General features: G+C 71.7%; 17 protein-coding genes. 8 read left to right on the forward strand and 9 right to left on the reverse strand.

Features of this window, described 5'->3' with window-relative positions; translation table 11 throughout:
• Window positions 1-92: 92 nt before the first annotated feature.
• Entirely contained in the window at window positions 93-308 is a 216-nt protein-coding gene (locus ACZ63J_RS24845; RefSeq protein ID WP_465342496.1) for a PspC domain-containing protein, read from the reverse strand.
• 299 nt (window positions 309-607) lie between these two features.
• Between ACZ63J_RS24845 and ACZ63J_RS24850 the strand changes: the two genes are divergently transcribed.
• Window positions 608-1,378, forward strand: a complete 771-nt coding sequence (locus ACZ63J_RS24850; protein WP_465400333.1) for a nucleotidyltransferase domain-containing protein — start codon at window positions 608-610, stop codon at window positions 1,376-1,378.
• Here ACZ63J_RS24850 and ACZ63J_RS24855 read toward each other — a convergent pair.
• Entirely contained in the window at window positions 1,351-2,298 is a 948-nt protein-coding gene (locus ACZ63J_RS24855; protein ID WP_465400332.1) for an o-succinylbenzoate synthase, read from the reverse strand. The genes ACZ63J_RS24850 and ACZ63J_RS24855 overlap by 28 nt on opposite strands.
• Before the next feature lie 74 nt (window positions 2,299-2,372).
• Between ACZ63J_RS24855 and ACZ63J_RS24860 the strand changes: the two genes are divergently transcribed.
• Window positions 2,373-5,156 carry an AfsR/SARP family transcriptional regulator gene (locus ACZ63J_RS24860; protein ID WP_465439615.1) on the forward strand — a complete coding sequence of 928 codons (2,784 nt, stop codon included), beginning with the start codon at window positions 2,373-2,375 and terminating at the stop codon, window positions 5,154-5,156.
• An 819-nt stretch (window positions 5,157-5,975) separates the two neighbouring features.
• Here the strand turns inward: ACZ63J_RS24860 and ACZ63J_RS24865 are convergent.
• The 3 genes from ACZ63J_RS24865 to ACZ63J_RS24875 form a co-directional block, all read right to left on the reverse strand.
• A complete protein-coding gene (locus tag ACZ63J_RS24865) occupies window positions 5,976-6,821 on the reverse strand; it encodes a DUF72 domain-containing protein (protein WP_465400330.1) in 846 nt (281 codons plus the stop codon).
• A 439-nt stretch (window positions 6,822-7,260) separates the two neighbouring features.
• Window positions 7,261-8,022, reverse strand: a complete 762-nt coding sequence (locus ACZ63J_RS24870; protein WP_465342501.1) for a DUF4253 domain-containing protein — start codon at window positions 8,020-8,022, stop codon at window positions 7,261-7,263.
• Between the two features lie 185 nt (window positions 8,023-8,207).
• Complete coding sequence (locus ACZ63J_RS24875; RefSeq protein ID WP_465400329.1) at window positions 8,208-8,801, reverse strand: TetR/AcrR family transcriptional regulator; 594 nt, start codon at window positions 8,799-8,801, stop codon at window positions 8,208-8,210.
• 61 nt (window positions 8,802-8,862) lie between these two features.
• Here ACZ63J_RS24875 and ACZ63J_RS24880 point away from each other — a divergent pair, with 61 nt between their 5' ends.
• A complete protein-coding gene (locus ACZ63J_RS24880) occupies window positions 8,863-10,215 on the forward strand; it encodes a flavin monoamine oxidase family protein (RefSeq protein WP_465400328.1) in 1,353 nt (450 codons plus the stop codon).
• Between the two features lie 4 nt (window positions 10,216-10,219).
• Here ACZ63J_RS24880 and ACZ63J_RS24885 read toward each other — a convergent pair whose 3' ends face one another.
• Entirely contained in the window at window positions 10,220-11,866 is a 1,647-nt protein-coding gene (locus tag ACZ63J_RS24885; RefSeq protein ID WP_465400327.1) for a DNA repair helicase XPB, read from the reverse strand.
• A gap of 88 nt (window positions 11,867-11,954) precedes the next feature.
• On the opposite strand from ACZ63J_RS24885, the gene ACZ63J_RS24890 reads away from it, so the two are divergent.
• Entirely contained in the window at window positions 11,955-12,596 is a 642-nt protein-coding gene (locus ACZ63J_RS24890; protein ID WP_465400326.1) for an LppU/SCO3897 family protein, read from the forward strand.
• On the opposite strand, the gene ACZ63J_RS24895 is transcribed toward ACZ63J_RS24890, so the two are convergent.
• From ACZ63J_RS24895 to ACZ63J_RS24905, 3 genes are all read right to left on the reverse strand, one after another.
• A complete protein-coding gene (locus ACZ63J_RS24895) occupies window positions 12,593-13,303 on the reverse strand; it encodes an FAD-dependent monooxygenase (RefSeq protein WP_465400325.1) in 711 nt (236 codons plus the stop codon). The two genes, ACZ63J_RS24890 and ACZ63J_RS24895, sit on opposite strands and share 4 nt — an antisense overlap.
• Window positions 13,273-13,917, reverse strand: coding sequence for an FAD-dependent monooxygenase (locus ACZ63J_RS24900; RefSeq protein WP_465400324.1), 645 nt, complete (start codon window positions 13,915-13,917; stop codon window positions 13,273-13,275). The genes ACZ63J_RS24895 and ACZ63J_RS24900 overlap by 31 nt, the downstream gene beginning before the upstream one ends.
• Before the next feature lie 82 nt (window positions 13,918-13,999).
• Window positions 14,000-14,965 carry an ABC transporter substrate-binding protein gene (locus ACZ63J_RS24905; RefSeq protein ID WP_465400323.1) on the reverse strand — a complete coding sequence of 322 codons (966 nt, stop codon included), beginning with the start codon at window positions 14,963-14,965 and terminating at the stop codon, window positions 14,000-14,002.
• A gap of 185 nt (window positions 14,966-15,150) precedes the next feature.
• Here ACZ63J_RS24905 and ACZ63J_RS24910 point away from each other — a divergent pair, with 185 nt between their 5' ends.
• The 4 genes from ACZ63J_RS24910 (at window position 15,151) to ACZ63J_RS24925 (ending at window position 20,193) form a co-directional block, all read left to right on the forward strand.
• Window positions 15,151-17,865: a sensor histidine kinase gene (locus ACZ63J_RS24910; RefSeq protein ID WP_465400322.1), complete on the forward strand. Its 2,715-nt coding sequence runs from the start codon at window positions 15,151-15,153 to the stop codon at window positions 17,863-17,865.
• Between the two features lie 12 nt (window positions 17,866-17,877).
• The gene (locus ACZ63J_RS24915; protein ID WP_465301804.1) at window positions 17,878-18,555 is read left to right on the forward strand and encodes a copper homeostasis protein CutC; all 678 of its coding nucleotides are present in this window, start codon (window positions 17,878-17,880) and stop codon (window positions 18,553-18,555) included.
• A 418-nt stretch (window positions 18,556-18,973) separates the two neighbouring features.
• Window positions 18,974-19,186, forward strand: a complete 213-nt coding sequence (locus tag ACZ63J_RS24920) for a hypothetical protein (protein WP_465400321.1) — start codon at window positions 18,974-18,976, stop codon at window positions 19,184-19,186.
• Between the two features lie 44 nt (window positions 19,187-19,230).
• A complete protein-coding gene (locus ACZ63J_RS24925; RefSeq protein ID WP_465400320.1) occupies window positions 19,231-20,193 on the forward strand; it encodes a hypothetical protein in 963 nt (320 codons plus the stop codon).
• Window positions 20,194-20,357: the final 164 nt, after the last annotated feature.

The following is a 20,357-nucleotide window of genomic DNA, read 5'->3' on the forward strand; positions in this document are numbered from 1 at the left end:
CGCCCCCCCCCTCCCTCCCCCTCCCCCCCCCCCCCCCCCCCCCCCCTCCCCCCCCCCCCCCCCCCCCCCCCCCCCCCCCCCCCCCGCCCGGGTCAGGAGCTCTCTTCGGGAGTCAGAATCGCGGCGGCGACGTAGACCGGAATGGCGATCCCGACCGACAGGAACACGGCGGCGACCATGCCGATCCGCAGGACGTTGGCATCGATGCCGAGGTAGGTGGCCCAGCCACCGCAGACGCCGGTGAGCATCTTGTCGGTGCTGCTGCGGCGGAGCTTCTTGGTTTCCGGGGTGTACACGCTGTTCGTCATGGCTCAATAGTGGCTTTCGGGCCCGCCGGGGCACATCGGGAAGGGCCCGGAGCCGGACCCTGAACTCTGCCTCGGGGAAAACCAGGTGCTCACCCCGGCGCGTGGCCGGCTCCAGCGTCGCGAATGGTCATTGGCAACGTTGCGGGTCGGGGTCCGCGCGGGGATGCGCGGAGCTGGGAGCGGCACCGGCGCGGAAACCACGTGCCGCGGCGGGGGATGGGTGTGGCGCGGCTGGGAACTGAACCGGCGCCGGAAAACCAGGTGCTCTCCCCGGCGCGTGGCCGGTACAACTTTCGACCATGAAACACGACAACCCCGAGTTCGCCGCGATCGCCGAGCAGGGCACGATCCTGCGCTGCCAGGTCGGGTCCGGCCTGCACGGCACCGCCGTCGACGGTCAGGACGACCGGGACGAAATGGGGCTGTGCGTGGAGCCGGCCGAGTACGTCAGCGGGCTTCGGAGCTTCGAGCAGTACGTCTTCCGCAGCCAACCGGAAGGCGTGCGGTCCGGGCCCGGTGATCTCGACCTGATCGTCTACTCGCTGCGCAAGTGGATGCGCCTGGCCCTCACCGGGAACCCCACGATCCTGCTCCCGCTGTTCGTGCCCGAAGCCGAGATCGTGCGGATCACCGGCCTCGGTCACGAGCTGCGCGCGAACGCGGACCGGATCCTGTCGCGCCAGGCCGGGCTGCGGTTCGCCGGCTACCTGCGGACGCAGCGCACGCGGCTGCTCGAAGGCGCGATCAAGGTCAACCGGCCCGAGCTCGTCGAGAAGTACGGCTTCGACACGAAGTACGCCATGCACATGGTGCGGCTCGGCGTCCAGGGTGTCGAACTGCTCGAGACGGGCCGGATGACGCTGCCGATCGCGGAGCCGTGGCTGACCTGGCTACGGGATCTGCGGCGGGGCAAGCACTCCCAGGACGAGGCGATCGCCGCCGCGGCCGAGCTGGAAGACCGGCTCGACCGGCTGGTCCGGGGCGGCTCGCCGCTGCCGGAACAGCCCGACCACGCCTGGGCCGACCGGTGGCTGGTGCACGCCTACGACTCGGCCTGGCAGGCCGCCTGACCCCGCACCCGCGCCAGCCGCGCCGCCCACCCGGCTTCGACTTCGGCCGAAGCCGGGTAGGCGGCCGTCGGGTCCGGGGCCCGGCGCGGGACCGGCAGGTAACCGTCCACAGGGGACAGTGGCGAAGCGCACACGTCGCCTTCCAGCAACGAAATCGTCCCGAGTCCACAAGCGAACTCCAGCTCCGGCAGTGCGCCCGCCAGTGCGAGCCCCGCCGCCAGGCCGACGCTCGTCTCCACCGCCGACGACACCACACACGGCAGCCCGCACGCCTCGGCGACCTCCAGCGCGCGCCGCACGCCGCCCAGGGGCGCCACCTTCAGGACCGCGATGTCCGCCGCTCCCGCGACCGCCACCTTCAGCGGGTCCTCCGCGCGGCGGATCGACTCGTCGGCCGCGATCCGGACCGACACCCGGCGGCGCACCGCGGCGAGGTCGTCGATCGTCGGGCACGGCTGCTCGGCGTACTCCAGCCCGCCCGCCGCCTTGTCGAGGTCGGCGATCGCGCGCACCGCCGTGTCGACGTCCCACGCCATGTTGGCGTCGACGCGGATCGCGCCGTCCGGGCCGAGCGCGTCGCGGACCGCCGCCACCCGGTCGCAGTCGTCGGCCAGGGACGCGCGGGTGTCCGCGACCTTCACCTTCGCCGTGCGGCAGCCGGACGCGCGGACCAGCTCGTACGCTTTGTCCGGCCCGACCACCGGCACGGTCGTGTTCACCTCGACCCGGTCGCGGACTGGCGCCGGCCAGCCCCGCTCGCTCGCCTCCAGCGCCGCGTGCAGCCACGGCACGCTCTCGGCGTCCGAATAGTCGGCGAACGGGCAGAACTCACCCCAGCCCGCCGGGCCGTGGAGCAGGACGCCTTCCCGGACCGTGATGCCGCGGAACCGGTTGCGCAGGGGGATCGCGTAGACCTTCATCGCCGCCGATCATGCCACCGCCGCGGGTTTCGCGAACAAGTGCCGAACAGCGCGTTTCCGGCCAGAATGACCACGTGGTCCTCGACTTCCGCGTGCTGGGTCCGGCCGAGGTCACGGCCGACGGCCACCCGGTGCCCCTCGGGGGCAGCCGGCCGTTGATCGTGCTGGCCGGGCTGCTGCTGCGCGCGAACCGGGTCGTGCCGGTCGACGAGCTGGGCCGCTGGCTGTGGGACGACGACCGCCGCCGCTCCAAGGGCGCGCTCCAGACGTACGTGCTGCGCCTGCGCCGCGCCCTCGGTGACCAGGTCGCGATCCGCACCGAGAGCGGCGGGTACCGGATCGAGCTCGCGGACGACCTGCTCGACCTGACCCGGTTCCGCGCGCTCGCCACGCGAGGCAAGGCGGCGATGGACCGCGGCGAAAGCCGGCAGGCGGCCGCGCACTTCGCCGAAGCCCTCGGGCAGTGGCGGGGGCCGGCGCTGCTGAACGTCGAGTCCGACGCGCTGCACCGCGACGAAGGCGGTCAGCTCGCCGAAGAACGGCTGCACGTCCGCGAGCAGTGGGCCGACGCGCTGCTCGAAGTCGGCGACTACGACACCGTCGTGTTTGAGTTGGTACGCCTGACCAGGGAAAATCCGCTGCGGGAGCGCCTGCACGAGCAGCTGATGATCGCGCTGTACCGGTCGGGCCGGCAGGCCGAAGCGCTCGACGTCCACCGCCGCATCAGCGACGTGCTCGCCGACGAGCTCGGGCTCGACCCCGGGCCGTCGCTGCAGCGCACCCGCCAGGCGATCCTCACCGGCGCCGATGACGGCGCCGCGCCGGTGCGCTACCGGCTCGGCGCCGAACCGCAGGTGCCGCACCAGCTGCCCGCCGACCTGCCGACGTTCTCCGGGCGCGAGTCCGACCTCAAGGCGTTGCACACACTGCTGCCGGAGGCCCTGGACGCCGACGCGTCGACGCCGATCGCGTCCGTCGAAGGCATGGGCGGCATCGGCAAGACAACCCTGGCCGTGCATTTCGCGCACGAGGTCGCCGACCGGTTCCCCGGCGGCCAGGTGTACCTCAACCTGCGCGGTTACGGGCCCGGCGAACCGGTCGAGCCGTCGGCGGCGCTCGACGCGATGCTCACCGCGCTGGGTGTGCCGAGCGAGGCGATCCCGGGTGACCTCGACGGCCGCGCGGCGAGCTTGCGGACGCACAGCGCCGGGCGGCGGCTGCTCGTCCTGCTCGACAACGCCAACCGCACCGAGCAGGTCGCGCCGCTGTTGCCCGGGCCGGGCTGCCTGGTCGTCATCACCAGCCGCTGGCAGCTGCGTGCGCTGGTCGCGACGCACGGCGCGCGGCGGATCGCGCTCGAGGAGCTCGGTGAGGAGGACGCCGTGGAGCTGCTGGCGTCCACGATCGGCGTCGAGCGCGTCGCGAGTGACCCGGCGGCGGCCGAGCGGTTCGTGCGCTACTGCGGCGGGCTGCCGCTGGCGATCCGGATCCTCGCGGTGCGGGCGGCGCAGTTCCCCGGCCTGGCGCTCGACGAGTTCGCCCGCTCGCTGGAGACGGACCTGCTCGGCTCGTTCGACCTCGCCGACGGCGAGGGGACGAACATCCGCTCGGTGCTTTCGTACTCCTACCAGGCACTCGAGCCGCCGACGGCGCGGCTGTTGCGGCTGCTGGGGCTTTCGACCGGCGTCGACTTCACCGCGCCGGCGGCGGCCGCGGTCGCCGGCCTGGACGTCACGACGACCCGGCCGATGCTGGAAACCCTGGCCGCGGCGCACCTGCTCGCCCAGCCGCGGCCGGGCCGCTACCAGTTCCACGACCTCATCCGGGCGTACGCCGGCGAAGTCGCTTCGCAGGTCGACACGGCTTCGCAGCGTGAAGCCGCTTTGGATCGGCTGCTGGGCTGGTACGTGACGTCGGCGCTGAACGCGTCCCAGCGGATGCGCCCGGAGCGCTACTACCGGCTGCTGGAGCTGGAGCCGAGCGGCGGTCTGGTGTTTTCCGGGCACCAGGACGCGCTGACCTGGTTCGACGAGGAGCACGGCAACCTCATCGCGGCGGTGCACCTGGCACGCGGCCGCCGTGACGACGTCTGCTGGAAGCTGGCGTGGCTGCTGCAGAGCTACTTCGTGACGCGCTCACGGCTGGACGACTGGCGCTCGGTGTTCGCGGTGGCCCTGGACGCGGCGCGGGCGAGCGGCAACCGGCCGGGCGAGGCGGGGATCCTCAGCGGGCTGGGGGTGGTCAACGGCGTCGCCCGCGAGTACGGCGAGTCGCGGCGGTACCTGGAGCAGGTCCTGACGATCCAGCGCGAGCTCGGCGCGCGCGAGGGCGAGGCGCGGGCGCACTACAACCTGGCGCTGGCGGCGCACAATCTGGATGACTACGCCTGGGCGTACGAGCACGGGAAGCAGGCGCTGGAGATCGTCCGCGAGCTGCGGCTGGGTGGGTTCGAGGCGAGTGTGCTGCGGGCGCTGGGTGACATCTGCACGTCGATGGGTGATCACGAGCAGGCGCTTCGGCTGGCCGATGCGGCGCTGGCGGTGGTGGATGAGGACGGGGAGCCGGTGGATTCACGGTTCACGCAGCACACGCGGGGGTTGGCGCTGGTCGGGCTGGGGCGGCTCGATGAGGGGGTTGCGTGTATGCGGGAGTCGGTGGGGATGTTTTTCGCGATGGGTGAGCAGTACGAGGGGGCGGACGTGCTGGCGCAGCTGGGGTCGGTGTATTTGCGGCACGGGGATGTGGCGGCGGCGAGGGAGTGTTGGCTGCGGTCGGTGCGGTTGTTGACCGAGCTGGGGCACCCGGACGCGGATGACGTGCGCGCGAAGTTGGCGGCGCTGGTGGGTGCGGGCGGCTGAGGGCGGGGTTGGGCGCGCGCGCCTGGCGGCGCTGCCCGCGGTGGAGTGGCTGGCTGCGGCTCGCGATCAGGCTGCGGTGGCCAGTGGCGCGGCGGCTGAAGGCGAGGGTTGCGCGCGCGGTGGGCGGCGCTGCCCGCGGTAGCGGCTGCGGCGCGAGGATGGCGGCTCGCGGTGGTGTGGCTGGCTGCGGCCCGCGACCAGGCTTCGGCGGCAGGCAGCTTGCGGCGCGGATGGTCGTTGCGGCTGCAGCGCGGGATGCGGCGTGCGGTGGAGTGGCTGGCTGTGGCTCGCGATCAGGCGGCAGGCGGCGTGGATGGTTGTTGCGGCTGCAGCGCGGCGATGCGGGCGTGCGGTGGTGTGGCCGGCTGGGGCTCGCGATCAGGCGGCAGGCGGCGTAGATGACGGCTGCGGCTGCAGCGCGGGGATGGTGGGCCGCGGTGGAGTGGCTGGCTGCGGCTCGCGATCAGGCTGCGCCGGCCAGCAGCGCGGCGGCTGAAGGCGAGGGTTGGGCGCGCGTGGCCGGCGGCGCGGGGACGGCGGCTCGCGGTGGTGGGGCTGCCTGCGGCGCGCGATCTGGCTTCGGCAGCAGGCGGCTTGCGGCGCGGGTTGAGTGGCTGGCGGCCCAGGTCGGCGTGGATAGCGGGCGCCCGCGGTGGGCTGGTTCGCTGGCGGTCGCGCGGCTGGCGGCAGGCCGTCGCAGGTGCGTTACGCGGGGTGGAGTTAGTGGCGGCGGACCGCTCGCGTGCCGACCCCCAGTGACAGCGCGCGAGACGGTCCGGGCCGCCCTCATCACCCAAGCTGATTGCGCTCACTGTTCGCTCACTGGCTTGGTTGTGGCGCTACCCCCAGCAGGTTGGCCAGCGTTTCGGCGTTGCGGGGGGCCTCCACCTTTACGTCGTTGTCGAAGTAGATGTGTACGTCGCGGTGGCCGTCCTCGTGCCAGGTGCGGATCTTGTCGGCCCAGGTTCGTAGGGCCTTGTCCGAGTAGCCGCTTACGTACAGCTCTTCGTCGCCGTGGAGGCGGATGTAGGTGAAGTCCGTCGTCTGGTCCTCGAGGTATGGCCACTTGCCTGCCGTGTCCGCTACCACCAGGGCGATTCCGTGTTTCCGCAGTAGTTCCTTGGCTGCGGGTTCGGCGAAGCTCGGGTGGCGGACTTCGAGTGCGTGCCGGAGGGGGCGCCGTTTGCCCGCTTCGAGGTATGGGGGGTCCTTCAGCTTGTCGTCGTGCTTTGTTGCCAGCTCGGCCGCCTCCGTTGTCGTGCGTGGGAGGAGGGTGAAGAAGTCTGCCAGGCGGTTCGGGTCGAACGTCAGTCTTGGGGGGAGCTGCCAGAGGAATGGGCCCAGTTTTGCTCCCAGTGCCAGGACTCCTGATGCGTAGAAGTTCGCCAGAGCCGTCTCGACGTCTCTTAGCTGCTTCATGTGCGTGATGAAGCGGCCGCCCTTTACTGCGAAGAGGAAGTCGGCGGGGGTTTCGGCGAACCAGGCTCGGTAGCGGGCTGGGCGTTGCAGGGAGTAGAACGAGCCGTTGATCTCTACCGTGGTCATCCGGTGGGACAAGTACTCCAGCTCGCGTCGCTGGGCCAGGTCGTGCGGGTAGAACACCCCTCGCCAGGGTGGGTAGCGCCAGCCTGATGTGCCTATGCGGATTTTGGCGATTCTGCTCACCGCCTTTCCGCCGTGGGTGGTTCCCGGTTGGCGGGGTGGGCAAACTCGGCTGTGGTTGGACCGGTGGACCGTCGGGTGGGACAGGTGGCCTAGTTTTGGGGACGGGCGTCTTATTGGGCCCTTCAGGCGTTTGCTCATGGGGTTGTCGCTGTCGGAAAGACTGTCCTCGCCGGACGGGCAGGCTCTGGGATGACCCTCGGGATTGCTTTCATCTCACCTTCGTCGGTTGGCCGCTCGTGGTCATCCCGTCGCCTGACTTGAGGCCTATCACTTTGAGCCAGGCCCGCAAGGTTGCGCTCTCGGCTTGCTTTGGGCTGTGTGTTGCGGGCCTGGCTCAAAGTGATTTCACGGCCTCAGGCGACGGGATGACCAACGCCGCTCCTTTCCGGGTTCCCCAGACGGACGCTCGGCCGGGGCACGCCGGGGCCGGGACGAACCCTTACGCCCAGGAGAAACGCCAGTGGCGGGTCTGGACCAGGTCGGATGCGTACTCCCTCAAGTTCCCGGGCTGGCCTGCGAACGTCGGCAGGCTGAACGCTCGGTGCTCGGCCGCCACCGTCAACGCTCGTGCCTGGTTCCGTGGCGGGGCCGCCACCGACAGCTCCACTGTGTCGTAACCCAGCACCACCAGCGTTGCCCCGAAACGGTCCTCCCAGCTGCGCAGCACCGCCGACAGCTCGGCCACCTGGTCCGTGCACTTGATCATTCCTGTCCAGCCCAGCAGGGCCGGGATGTCCGCCGGACGCTCTGTCTGGACCAGGCCCAGGCGGTGCGGGGCGCGGTTGGCCAGGATCGAGCCCGTGTTGCCCGCCTCCGCCAGCGGGTCCGAGCGGCGCGGGCTCCTCTTTGCCAAGCCCGGGAAGCGGGCGCCGAACGGGCGCAGGCAGGCGCCGTCGCAGCACGACGCGTCCCACCAGCGGTCCAGGACCGCTGCCGGGTCTGCCGTGGCCACCCGGTGGCCTGCCGGGGCCAAGCGGCCGCGGTCGTCGATCCAGTCCTCGCCGTTCGCCGCGAAACGCTGGTCGTGGGGGATCAGCACCGGCCACAGGCCCGACCGCTCGAACTCGGCCACGCAGCCGAGGTAACGCTCGGGGCGGGTCAAGGGCAGGTCGGACACCCACAGCCGGCCGTGCCAGGACCCCGGTGGCAGGGTCTGGACCGGCGGCGCGGGTGTGCCGGGGCGGAGCGGTGCGATCGTCATGGAGCGTCCCCTCGAACTTGTGTTCGGCTGGTGCATGTCGAACAGTAGTTCGAGGGTTCGACAATTTCCAGTGATCTGGCCGCTCATCCGTTCGAGTGAATCGGGAAAACCGCAGGTCAGGGCCTGATGCGAGAAGGAAGTGGCGGAAGTTGCTCCTGTGACGATTCGCTGGGCCGAAGGGGTGGTCAGCCCGGGGTCGTCAAGCCGGCGATCAGGTCGCGGACGAGGTCCGCGGCCTCGGTTCGCGCCCGGTCCGGGTCGTCCGTCTCGGCGATCACCAGGGCGAGTTCGGTGAGGGCGCCGTAGAAAGCTGCGGTGAGGAGGCCGGCAGGGTGCGGCCGGAACGCGCCCGTCGCGAGCAGCGTCTGGACCGCTCCGGCGAGCAAGCCGCCGAGGTGCTGCTGGTCCAGTTCGCGCCAGCGGTGCCAGCCGAGGGCGATCGGGCCCTGCAGGAGCACCACGTGGCGGTAGCCCGGCTCGGCGCAGACCGCCAGGAACTCCGCGACGCCGCGGCCGGCGCGCTCGAAGGGGTCGTCCGTCGAGGCGATCGACGTCCGGATGCGTTGGGCGGCCTGGCCTTCCAGCTCGTCCATGACCGCTTCGAACAGGCCGCGCTTGCCGTCGAAGTGGTGGTACAGGGCGCCCCGCGTCAGGCCTGCGGCGCGCACGAGCTCCTCCGCCGACAGGCTCGCGTACTCGCGCTCGGTGAACAGGCGCAGGCCGGCGTCGAACAGGGCCTGACGGGTGTGTTCCGCGTACTTCACGCGCACCGATTCCATTCGCCATGACTATCACATACACTCTGAATGTCAGATACAGCGTGTATGAGAGCGGTGGCCGATGGAGAAGTCCGTGGACGTCGTGGTCGTCGGGGCCGGGATCGCGGGACTGGTCGCCGCGCGTGACCTCGTCCGGGCCGGGGCCGACGTGCTGGTGCTGGAGGCCCGGGACCGGGTCGGCGGCCGGCTGCTCAACGGCGAGCTGCCCGGCGGTGGCCCCATCGAGGTCGGCGGTCAGTGGGTCGGGCCGGGCCAGCACGAGGTGCTCGCGCTCATCGAGGAGCTGGGCCTGCGCACCTACCCCACGCACGACACCGGCCGGCACATCGCCGAGTTCGCCGGGCGACGCGCCGAGTACAACGGCCGGATCCCGCGGCTGAACCCCGTGGCGCTGGCGGACATCGCCCAGACGCAGCTGCGGCTGGACCGCCTGACCCGCCGGGTGCCGACTGATGAGCCCTGGCGGGCGAAGCGGGCAGCGGACCTCGACGGCCAGACCTTCGCGACCTGGCTGCGGCGCACGGCCCGCACTCCCGGCGGCCGGTCGTTCTTCCGCGTCATCACCGAGGCCGTGTTCTCCGCCGAACCCGAGGACCTTTCCCTGCTGTGGACGGCTTTCTACCTCAACTCGGCGGGCGGCCTCGACCCGATGATCACCACGACGGGTGGCGCGCAGCAGGACCGCGTCGTCGGCGGTTCGCAGCGGATCGCGCTCGCCCTCGCCGACGAGCTCGGTGACCGGGTCGTGCTGGGCGCCGCGGTGACCGACGTCGAATGGGACACCGCGGGAGTCCGGGTGAAGGCGGGTGGCACGGTCGTCCGCGCTCGCCGCGCCGTGTTCGCGGTGCCGCCGCCCCTCGCCGCGCGCGTGCGGTTCACACCCGGGCTGCCCGGCGACCGCGACCAGCTCGTCCAGCGGCTGCCGATGGGGCGGGTGATCAAGGTCAACGTGGTCTACGACGAGCCGTTCTGGCGCACGGACGGGTTGAGCGGCCAGGCCAACAGCGACCGGCGCACGCTGGGCACGGTCTTCGACAACACCCCGCACGACGGCTCGCCCGCGGTGCTCGTCGGCTTCCTCGAAGGACGGCACGCCGACGCCGGGGCGCGGCTGACCGAGGCGGACCGCCGCGCCCGGGTGCTCGACGACCTCGCCGGCTACTTCGGGCCCCGGGCCCGGAACCCGATCGCGTACCTCGAGCGCGACTGGGCCGAGGAGGAGTTCAGCCGCGGCTGCTACGGCGCGTTCGCCGCTCCCGGCACCCTGACCCGCTTCGGCCCGGCCCTGCGCGCGCCGATCGGGCCGCTGCACTGGGCCGGCACCGAGACCGCCACGCGCTGGGCGGGCTACATGGACGGCGCCGCCGAGTCGGGCCACCGCGTGGCCCGGGAGATCACGCCGGCGCTCACCTGACCGGTCAGAGTGGCCGGAGCAGGTCGTCCGCGTCCACGATGTGGTACGCGTACCCCTGCTCCGCCAGGAATCGCTGCCGGTGCGCCGCGTACTCCGTGTCGACCGTGTCGCGCGAGACGATCGAGTAGAAGTGCGCCTGGCGGCCGTCGCCCTTGGGACGCAGCAGGCGGCCGAGGCGCTGGGCCTCCTCCTGCCGCGAGCCGAACGTGCCGGAGATCTGGATCGCCACCGACGCCTCGGGCAGGTCGATCGAGAAGTTCGCGACCTTCGACACCACCAGCGTCTTGATCTCGCCGCGGCGGAACTTGTCGAAGAGCTCCTCGCGCTCCTTGTTCTTCGTCGCGCCCTGGATCACCGGTGCGTCGAGCTCGTCGCCGAGCATCTCCAGCTGGTCGAGGTAGGCGCCGATGACCAGCGTCGGCTCGCCGGCGTGCTTGGCCACGATGGACTTGATCACCGGGGTCTTCGTGAGCGCCGTCGCCGCCAGCTTGTAGCGCTCGTCGGCCTCGGCGGTCGCGTACTCCAGCCGTTCGGCGTCGGTCAGCGTCACGCGGACCTCGGTGCACTTCGCCGGCGCGATCCAGCCCTGCGCCTCGATGTCGCGCCACGGCACGTCGTAGCGCTTCGGCCCGATCAGCGAGAAGACGTCGCCCTCGCGGCCGTCTTCGCGCACGAGCGTCGCGGTCAGGCCGAGGCGCCGCCGCGACTGCAGGTCCGCCGTCATCCGGAACACCGGCGCCGGCAGCAGGTGGACCTCGTCGTAGACGACCAGGCCCCAGTCGCGCGAGTCGAACAGCTCCAGGTGCCGGTACTCGCCCTTGGTCTTGCGGGTGACGACCTGGTACGTCGCGATGGTGACCGGCCGGATCTCCTTCTTCTCGCCGGAGTACTCGCCGATCTCCTCTTCGGTCAGCGACGTCCGCGCGACGAGCTCGCGCTTCCACTGCCGCCCGGCGACGGTGTTCGTCACCAGGATCAGCGTCGTGGCCTGCGCCTTCGCCATCGCCGCCGCGCCGACCAGCGTCTTGCCCGCGCCACACGCCAGCACGACGACGCCGGAGCCGCCCGCCCAGAACGCCTCGGCGGCCATCCGCTGGTAGTCGCGCAGGTGCCAGTCGCTCTCGTCGAGCGCGATCGGGTGCGCTTCGCCGTCGACGTACCCGGCGAGGTCCTCGGCCGGCCAGCCGACCTTGAGCAGCGCCTGCTTCAGCCGGCCGCGCTCGGACGGGTGAACGATGACGGTGTCGTCGTCGATCCGGGCGCCGAGCATCGGGCTGATCTTCTTGTTCCGCGAGACCTCGGTGAGCACCGCGCGGTCGGTCGTCGACATCACCAGCCCGTGCGCCGGGTGGTTGGCGATCTGCAGCCGGCCGAACCGGCCCATGACGTCGACGACGTCGATCAGCAGCGGCTGCGGCACCGGGAAGCGCGAGTACGTCGTCAGCGCGTCGACGACCTGCTCGGCGTCGTGGCCCGCGGCGCGCGCGTTCCACAAGGCCAGGGGGGTGATGCGGTAGGTGTGGACGTGTTCCGGCGCCCGTTCGAGCTCGGCGAACGGCGCGATGGCGATCCGCGCGTCATCGGCCTGGGGGTGGTCGACCTCCAGGAGCACGGTCTTGTCGGACTGGACGATCAGCGGGCCATCAGTCACAACTACTGTTATACGTGCCTCGCTCCGGCCCGCACCCGTCGCGGGTCCGGGGACGCGGCGATGTGCCGAGGGGATCACTGGAGGGCATGTGACCGACGACAACCCGTTCCGGACGCCGGACTACGCGACGCCGGCGCCGTCCACGCCGGGGACGCCGATGCCGGGCGCGCCGATGCCGCCCGCGCCCGGGCAGGCGCCGATCCCGCACTGGTTCACGGTGAAGGTGCGGATCACGCTGGTGGCGTGCGTCGTCGCCGCGCTGGGCCTGGGCGCGCTGGGCGCGATGGCGATCTACTGGATCGGGAGCAGCGGCACGCCGTCCGACGGCAGCTGCCTCTACCTGACGCGCGAAGGCGGCGGGAAGCTCGCCTACCACCGCGTCGGCTGCGCCAGCGACAGCGCGACCTACAAGGTCGACGACAGCTACCGCGGGTCCTTCCGGTGCGGCTCCGGCGACTACGTGCGGTTCCAGATCACCGGCAGCGGCTCCACCACGGACCGCACGCTCTGCCTGGCGCTGAACGTCGACACCGGCGACTGCCTGCGCAACGTCGACGACGAAGCCACGATCGGCAAGGTCAGCTGCACCGACCCGGCGGCCGAGGAACGCGCCGAGGTCGTCTCGGGGCTCGGCGGCGAGGACGCCTGCGGCGGGGCCGAGAAGGTCCTGACGTACTCGGGCCCGCCGCGGCGGACGGTCTGCCTGGCGCCGCCCGGCGAGAACATCTAGCCGAACCACCGGCCCAGGTCCGCGGGGTCGACGCCGTACCCGTCCGGCCGGACGAGCAGCAGCCGGCCGCGGTGCTCGGCGTCGCCGGTCGCGGCGCGCACGTGGTCGACCTGCCCGGTGAAGCCGGCGGGCACCGCGTGGTCGCCGAGGTCGAGGAGCAGCCCGCGGCCGCCGTGGAGCAACGCCGAAAGCCGCGTCGGGCCGGCCGCCGTCGTCAGGTCGAGGTCCGGGATCCGGTGTGCGCCCGGGTAGCTCAGGCCGAGGCCGGACAGTAGCCCGCTGAAGTGGCGGTTGGCGTCCGGCAGCCGCATCAGGTCGACGACGATCTCTCGCAGCGCCTCGACGTTCTCGCTCCGGTCCGGGCTCGTGAAGACGCGTTGGGCCGCGGTGTGCCGCAGCACCTGGGCGGCGGCCGGGTGGCGTTCGTCGTGGTAGCTGTCGAGCAGGCCGGCCGGCGCGGTGCCGCGGACGGTCGCCGCCAGCTTCCAGCCGAGGTTCATCGCGTCCTGGACGCCCAGGTTCAGCCCCTGCCCGCCGAGCGGTGGGTGGATGTGCGCGGCGTCGCCGGCGAAGAGCACACGGCCGTGCCGGTAGCGCTCCAGCTGCCGTGTGGCGTCGTTGAAGCGCGAAGCGCCGTACACCTCGCCTAAGCGCGTCTCGGGGCCGTAGAGGGCTGTCAGCGCTTCGGTGACTTCGGTGTCCGACACCGGTTCGTCGCGGCCGGGCTGCGTTGTGGTGGCGCCTGCCGGGTGACCTCACTGAAGTGCGCGGCGCGCGCCGGGACGAGCTCGGACGCGGCGGCGAGCCGGACGTGCGCAAGCGTGGCGACGTAGGTCTCGGCGCGGCCGGGGAAGGGCACGCCGAGCAGACGCCGGACGGTGCTGTGCGCGCCGTCGCAGGCCACGAGCCAGCGCGCCCGGTGTCCGTCGACTGTGACGCCGTCCGGGGCGGTGTTGACGGTGGTCACCTCGTGGCCGCGTTCGATGGTCGCGCCGTGTTCGAGGGCGTGCTCGGCCAGCATCGCCTCGAGGTCGTCCTGGGTGCGGTTGACGACGCGGGGGTGGCGGGTGTGCCAGACGCTGTGGTCGAGCGGGACGGGAAGACCGGCGAAGTGGCCGCTCGGACCGTCGGTCTCGTGGGCGGTGACGTCGAGTCCGCGCAGGTCGAGGAGTTCGGCGGTGCGGGGCTGGAGCCCGACGGGGCGCGGGAGGCCGGGGCCGTCGCGGCGTTCGAGGACGGTCACTTCGACGCCGGCCAGGGCGAGCTCGGCGGCGAGGAGCAGGCCGGTGGGCCCGGCTCCGGTGATCAGGACGTCGGTCATGGCGCACTCCTTGGGTAGACTGAGTGCGAAAGTAGACCAGGTGCAATTTTAAGGGGAAGCGAATAACGGCAGGAAGCGAAAGCTAGTAGCTGTTCTGGTCCGGAAGCAGCGACTGCACATCCAACCGATCCGCCAGCTGCCCCGAGTTGTGCATCAGATCAGCCACCCGCTGCAGCCGGATGCCGTTGAGCGACGCCGGGTACGAACCCAGCGAGATCAGCGACGCCGTCGTCGTGTCGATGTCGGAGAACTTCGGCAGCGCGTCCCGGACCGTCGCCGGGTCCGTCGCGCTCTGCTGGGCCGCCCCCAGCGCCTTCCGGAACGCCGCCAGCGTCCGCGGGTTGGACTGGGCGAACGGCTTGGCCGACGCATACCCGGACAGCGGGAAGTCGAGCGTCGCACCGCGGGCGCCGTCGGCCAGGATGTGGGCGCCCAGGTCCTTCTCGGCTCGGGTGATGTACGGCTCGATCATCAGGGCCGCGTCCGCGTCGCCCGCCTGGAGCGCCTGCGGCATCTGGTCGAACCCGACCGGCTTGAACTTGATCTTCGCGACGTCCACGCCCGCGGTGCCCAGCACCGAACGCGCCGCCAGCGCGCCGACGTCGTCGAGCATGTTGACCGCGATCTCGGGGGCCTTCTTCGCCGTCGGGACCGTGTAGTCGGAGCCGGGCAGTGTGACCAGGGCCATGGTGTTGGGGCCGGACGTGTACGCCTCGCCCTGCAGCTGCAACGCCGCCCCGCCGGCCGCGGCGCGGAACATCGCGATGTCGGAAGCGAACGTGACGTCGAGGTCGCCGCTGGTCAGCTTGGCCAGGCCGTCGTCGCCGCCGAGTTCCACCAGCTGGACGTTCAGTCCCGCGGAGCCGAACTTTCCCGCCGCCACGGCGATGCGCAGCGGCGCGGTGTCGATGGCATTTCCCACACCTACGCGCAGAGTGGTCCGTTCCAATGGCGGCGGGGCGGCGGGCGAGCCGGAAGAGAACACGCTGCACCCAGCGGTCGCCAGCAGCGCCGCTACCAGCGGAATCGTCCGTCCGCGTCTGATCATGAACCTTCACCTACCGCGAGAATCTGGTTCTCGTGCTGGATCGTATGGTCCGCGCCCCATACGATCGCGGGCAGGGCCGTCTCGCGCCAGCACGGCTTTCGGATCTTCATGGGGCGGGCTACCGTTCAGTAGGTTCGAGGTGTCGTAGGTCCGCGGGTTCCTCCCGCGGTGGAAAAGGAAACCAGGTGACCCGTCGCGACAAGCGTCCCCGCAAGGGCGGCGACGCGGCGGATCCACGTCCGGCCGGCGGCCGCTGGCGGCTGCGGAACTGGCGCCTCGGCACCAAGCTCTTCGCCGTCCTCCTGATTCCCGCGCTGGCGGTGATCGCGCTCGTCGGCCTGAGGATCAGCTCGGACCTGCGCGACGCCCGGCAGCTCGCGGAGTTCGCCACGCGCGGCCGGGTCGACAACACGGTGGCCGAAGCCTTGCACGAACTGCAACGCGAGCGCGACCTCACGGTGCGGTTCGTCGCGCAGAACCGCCAAGGCGACACCGGAGACCTCGCCGGCCAGCGCAAACGCGTCGACCAGGCCATCGGGACGTTCGAGCGGACCCTCGCCGACAGCAAGCCCCGTCTCGACGCGAAGGCCGCGGAAAGCCTGCAGCAGACCGACGACCGGCTGCGCGTGCTCGGCGGTCTCCGGTTCTCCGCGGAGCATTCGGCGTTCCCCGCCGACGCCGTCCTGCGCTCCTACAGCGAGCTGATCTCCGGCCTGCTCGACATCAGCGACTCGGCCGCCGCCGACGTCTCCGATCCCGAACTCGCGCGGTTGCGCCTGGCCGGCAACGCGCTGGCGCGGATCAAGGACCAGATGTCGGTCAAGCGCGCGGTGATGGCCGAGGCCCTCGCCGCGGGCACGCTCGACCGTGACCGGACGCGCGCGCTGCTCGGCGCGGAAGCCGAGCTGGCCGCCGCGCGCAACGACTACCGCACCTTCGCCACCCCCGACCAGCAGCGGATGTTCGACGACACGGTGATCGGCCTGGTCGTCGACATCGGCAACGACATGGTCGAGTCCGCGCTCACCCGCACCGAGAACAACCAGAACCTCTCGGGCCTCGACCCGAACCAGTGGGACACCTCGGCGACCCACACGGTGAACCTCGCCCACCAGGTGCAGGAAGCGCTGCTGGTCCAGTTGCAGGAACGCACCGACGCCCTTGCGGCGCAAGCACGCACGGCGGCGATCTGGGACGGCGGTGTCGTGCTCGCCGTCCTGCTCGTCGCGGGCGTGCTGTCGGTCGTGATCGCGCGGTCCCTGTTGCGCCCCTTGCGAATCCTGCGCCGGACGGCGCTGGAGGTGGCCGAGCACCGGCTGCCCGCGGCCGTCCAGGGCCTGCTCACCGACCCCGAGCCGGCGCCGGAGAACCTCCGCAAGCGGCTCGCCATCGCGCCGGTCCCGGTGTTCACCCGCGAAGAGGTCGGGCAGGTGGCCCGCGCGTTCGACGCGGTGCACGGCGAAGCGGTCCGGCTCGCCGGCGAACAGGCGATGCTGCGCGAGAACGTCAACGCGATGTTCGTCAACCTCTCGCAGCGCAGCCAGGACCTCGTCGAGCGGCAGCTGTCGGTGCTCGACCGGATGGAGGCCGACGAGCAGGACCCGGACACCCTCGCCGGCCTCTTCGAGCTCGACCACCTCGCGACGCGGATGCGGCGCAACAGTGAGAACCTGCTGGTCCTGTCCGGCCAGGACTCCTCGCGGGACGACGCCGGCGCGGTGTCGGCCGACGAGATCGTCGGCGCCGCGCTGTCAGAGGTCGAGCACTACCAGCGGATCGAGCTCGGCCCGGCGCCGCAGGTCGCGGTCCGCGGGGAGGCCGTCAACGACCTCGTGCACGTCGTTTCGGAGCTGCTGGAGAACGCGACGCGCTACTCCGGCGACACGACGGTCACCGTCGCGAGCGCCGAAACCCACGACGGCGACTGGCAGATCGAGATCATCGACCACGGCGCCGGCATGCCGCAGGCCGAGATCAACCGCACCAACCTGCGGCTGGCGAACCCGCCGGACGTCGACGTCGAGGTGTCGCGCCGGATGGGCCTGTTCGTGGTCGCGACGCTGGCCAAGCGCCACCACATCGACGTCAGCCTCAGCGCGGGCCGGGACACCGGGCTGGTCGCGACCGTGCTGGTGCCGTCCGCGCTGATCGTCGAGCTGCCGCCGATGCCGGCGCCGCCCCCGCCGCCCGAGCCGGCCGCGGCCCCGGAACCCGAGCTGCTCGCGCCGCTGGCCCCGCTCACACCGCCGGAGCCGGAGCCGGCCGAGCCGGAAGAGCTGACCCCGCCGTCGATCGAGGCCGGCCCGCCGCGCCGCGCGCCGGTGGTGGCGCGCGACCAGGCCCCGGAGTGGCCGAGCGCGGACGACGACTCGCACCTGGACTTCGACGCCCCGACCGAGCGGATGCCCGCCTACCGCGACGTCCTGTCGCGCTGGTTCGACGCGTCCGCGGCCCCCGAGGCGCCGCGCAAGGCCGTGGAGCCGCGTCCGGTGGCCGAGGAGCCGCGGCCCGCCCCGCTGGAGCCGCGGCACGCGCTCGCCGCGGCGCCCCCGCCTCCGCCACCGCCCCCGCCGCCCGCCGTCGTGCCGGTGGCGGCCGAGCCGGAGCCGAACCCGGACGACGAGGACACCGATCCGCAGTTTCCGCCCGTCGCGCCGCCCGCCGCGATCGAGCCCGACTACCAGTGGCCGACGCCGGCCGAGCTGGAGCAGGAGGACGGCGCGGAGGACACCTGGCCGTTCCTTCAGCCCGCCGATTCCGCGGCGAGCCCGGGAGCGGTGCCGCAGCAGCGGCCGATACTCTCTCTTTCCCCGGAAGCGGTGCGCGAGCGGATGACAAGCCTTCAAGGCGGCTTCCGGCGAGGGCGGCACGCGAGGGGAGACGACACCCGGAACCAGTGAAACGGATGAGGCATGAGCTCGAAGACGCCCCTGCTGGAAGTGATCGCGCTGGACGCGGCGGACGCCGTAGCCGCGCAAGCGGGTGGAGCCGACCGCCTCGAACTGGTTGCCGACATGGCTCAGGACGGCCTCACGCCGTCGGTCGAAACCCTGCGTGACGTGCTTGCGGCGTCGGACCTCCCGGTGCGGGTCATGCTGCGGGACAACGGTTCCTTCGCCATGGGTGACCTCGAAGGACTGCGCGCGGACACCGCCCGGCTGATCGACGCGGGCGCGCGCGAGTTCGTCTTCGGCTTCCTCACCGTGGACAGCGAGATCGACCTGGACGCCTGTGAGGCGCTGGTCAAGGAGATCGGCGGCCTGTCCTGGACGTTCCACCGCGCCATCGACCGCACGCGGGATCCGTTGCGCGCCTACGACCAGCTCGCCGCGCTCGGCTGTGACACGGTGCTCGCGGCGGGCCACCCGAACGGGGTAGCCAGTGGTCTTTCGGTGCTGCAACGGCTTGCGCAGCGCGAAGGCGGGCCGGAGCTGCTCGTCGGCGGCGGCCTGCGCGCGCAGCAGGTGCACCTCTTGCGCGCGGGCGGGGTGCGCGGGTTCCATGTCGGGAGCGCGGTCCGGCCCGGCGGCTGGCAGTTTCCGGTGGACGCCGGATCGGTGCGCACCTGGGTCGACCTCGTCAAATCCTGATCGTTTTCCGGAACTTCTCGGAACATCGGCGGGATAAAACGTTTTCCGCCGATGTTCTTTCGTGCGCGGTAATCGCGCGCCGTCCGGCGAATTTGCATTCGTCCCGTGCAGCGGGCGAGCCGGCGCTGCACGTGCGGCCGCACGGGCACTTCGGGGCTATGACCTGGTTGGCGGCTGATTTCGCCGCGCCGGGCTGGCTACGGTTGTCCCGCATTTCGCGATCAGGCCGATCAGCAGGAATCGATCTCAGTGCGGGAGGCGGCGCCGTGTGCGCGCGTATTCAGTTCGAGACGAACTCGTTGCGAGGACAACAGGAAACGAAGAGCATGACCATGCGGTGGATCTCTGTCGCGTGGGAGCGGCTCATTCCGCGCGATTGCCGCGCGAGTGCGTCCGGAACAACCCGGAAGGCCGAATCGTGACCGGTGCGATACCGCGGCAACGCGGACCCGAAACCTCCGAAGACGAGTTCGCGAAGCTGGGGCTCGGCGGCTCGCTTGCCCTCACCGGCCTCCTGGCCGCCGTCAAGATCGCGGAAACCGCCACGGGTGTGGTGCTGACCGCCGCCGGGGTGCTGCCCGGCGCCAGTCCCTCGCGGGAGCGGGCTCCGGCCTGGCCCGGCGGGGAATGAACGGGGGCTGCCGGCCGGTGGCCCTCTACGGACGGAGGGCTGCCATGGACGGCAGTGGAGGGCGGGACAACCAGCGTGGCACACGCGTGGGTCTCGCCGACGTGCGACGGCTCGAGGACGTCGTCGCCGAGCTCAGGACGCTGGACTACCGCTACGGCGGGGGCTCCTGCCGGGCGGCGGTCGAGAAACGGCTGCCCGCCGCCGTGGCGCTGCTGGACGGCGTGACCAAGACCGTCGTCCTGGCGCGACTCTGCACCGCCGTCGCCGATCTGTACAACCTCGCCGGCTGGACCAACTTCGACCAGGACCGCCCGGCGGCCGCGCTCGCCGCGTACGCGCGGGCGCTGGAGCTGGCCGCGGAAGCCGGGAACGACGACCTCCAGGCCAACATCCGGTACCGCGTCGGGCGGCTGCACCTGCACTACGGCGCCGTCGACGCGGCACTGGAGGAGTTCGCGCGCGGCCGGGAAGCGGCGTTGCTGGCGCACTCCAAGCTCGCGCAGGCGATCCTGTCGGCCAACCAGGCGTGGGCGCACGCGAAGAAGGCCGACGTCACGGAGGCTCTGACCTACCTGCGCCGGGCCCGCCAGGAGTTCGCGGAGGCCGAGGGGCGCGAGCCGTCGCCGTGGGCCGCGTTCTTCGGCGCGACGGACATGGCGGCGATGATCGGCACGGTGCACGGCGAGCTGGCCCAGGTCGTCGACATCCGGCACGGCCGCGACGGCATCCCGGCGCTCACCGAGGCGATCGCCGGGTACGGCCGCGGGATGGCGCGCAGCCGGTCGCTCACGCTGATCTGGCTCGCCACCGTGCACGCGCTGGACGGCGACCTCGACGTCGCCGGGGCCGTCGGGGAAGAGGCCATCGAGCTGGCCGGCGTGCTGCGGTCCCCGCGGACTCGGCATCGGCTGCGGTCGCTGTCGGCCGCCGCGCGCCGGTTTTCCGGCAATGCGGACGCGCAGGAGATCGCCGACCGCGTCGACGCTCTCGGGCATTCCGGACAATAATCAGTTCGCTATGCTGAGGTAAACCTTTCGGAAAGCAAAAAGAGGAACCGCGAAACGGCAGACAAAAGTAGGTTCCTCGGCGTGAGAGCGGTTTCTTATGCTTCTCGGCAACCTGCGGCGAGCATTCCGCGCAGGTCCGGTCCCCCTCGCCGAGAGGAAATTTC

It is taken from the genome of Amycolatopsis sp. NPDC104863 (assembly GCF_055582965.1).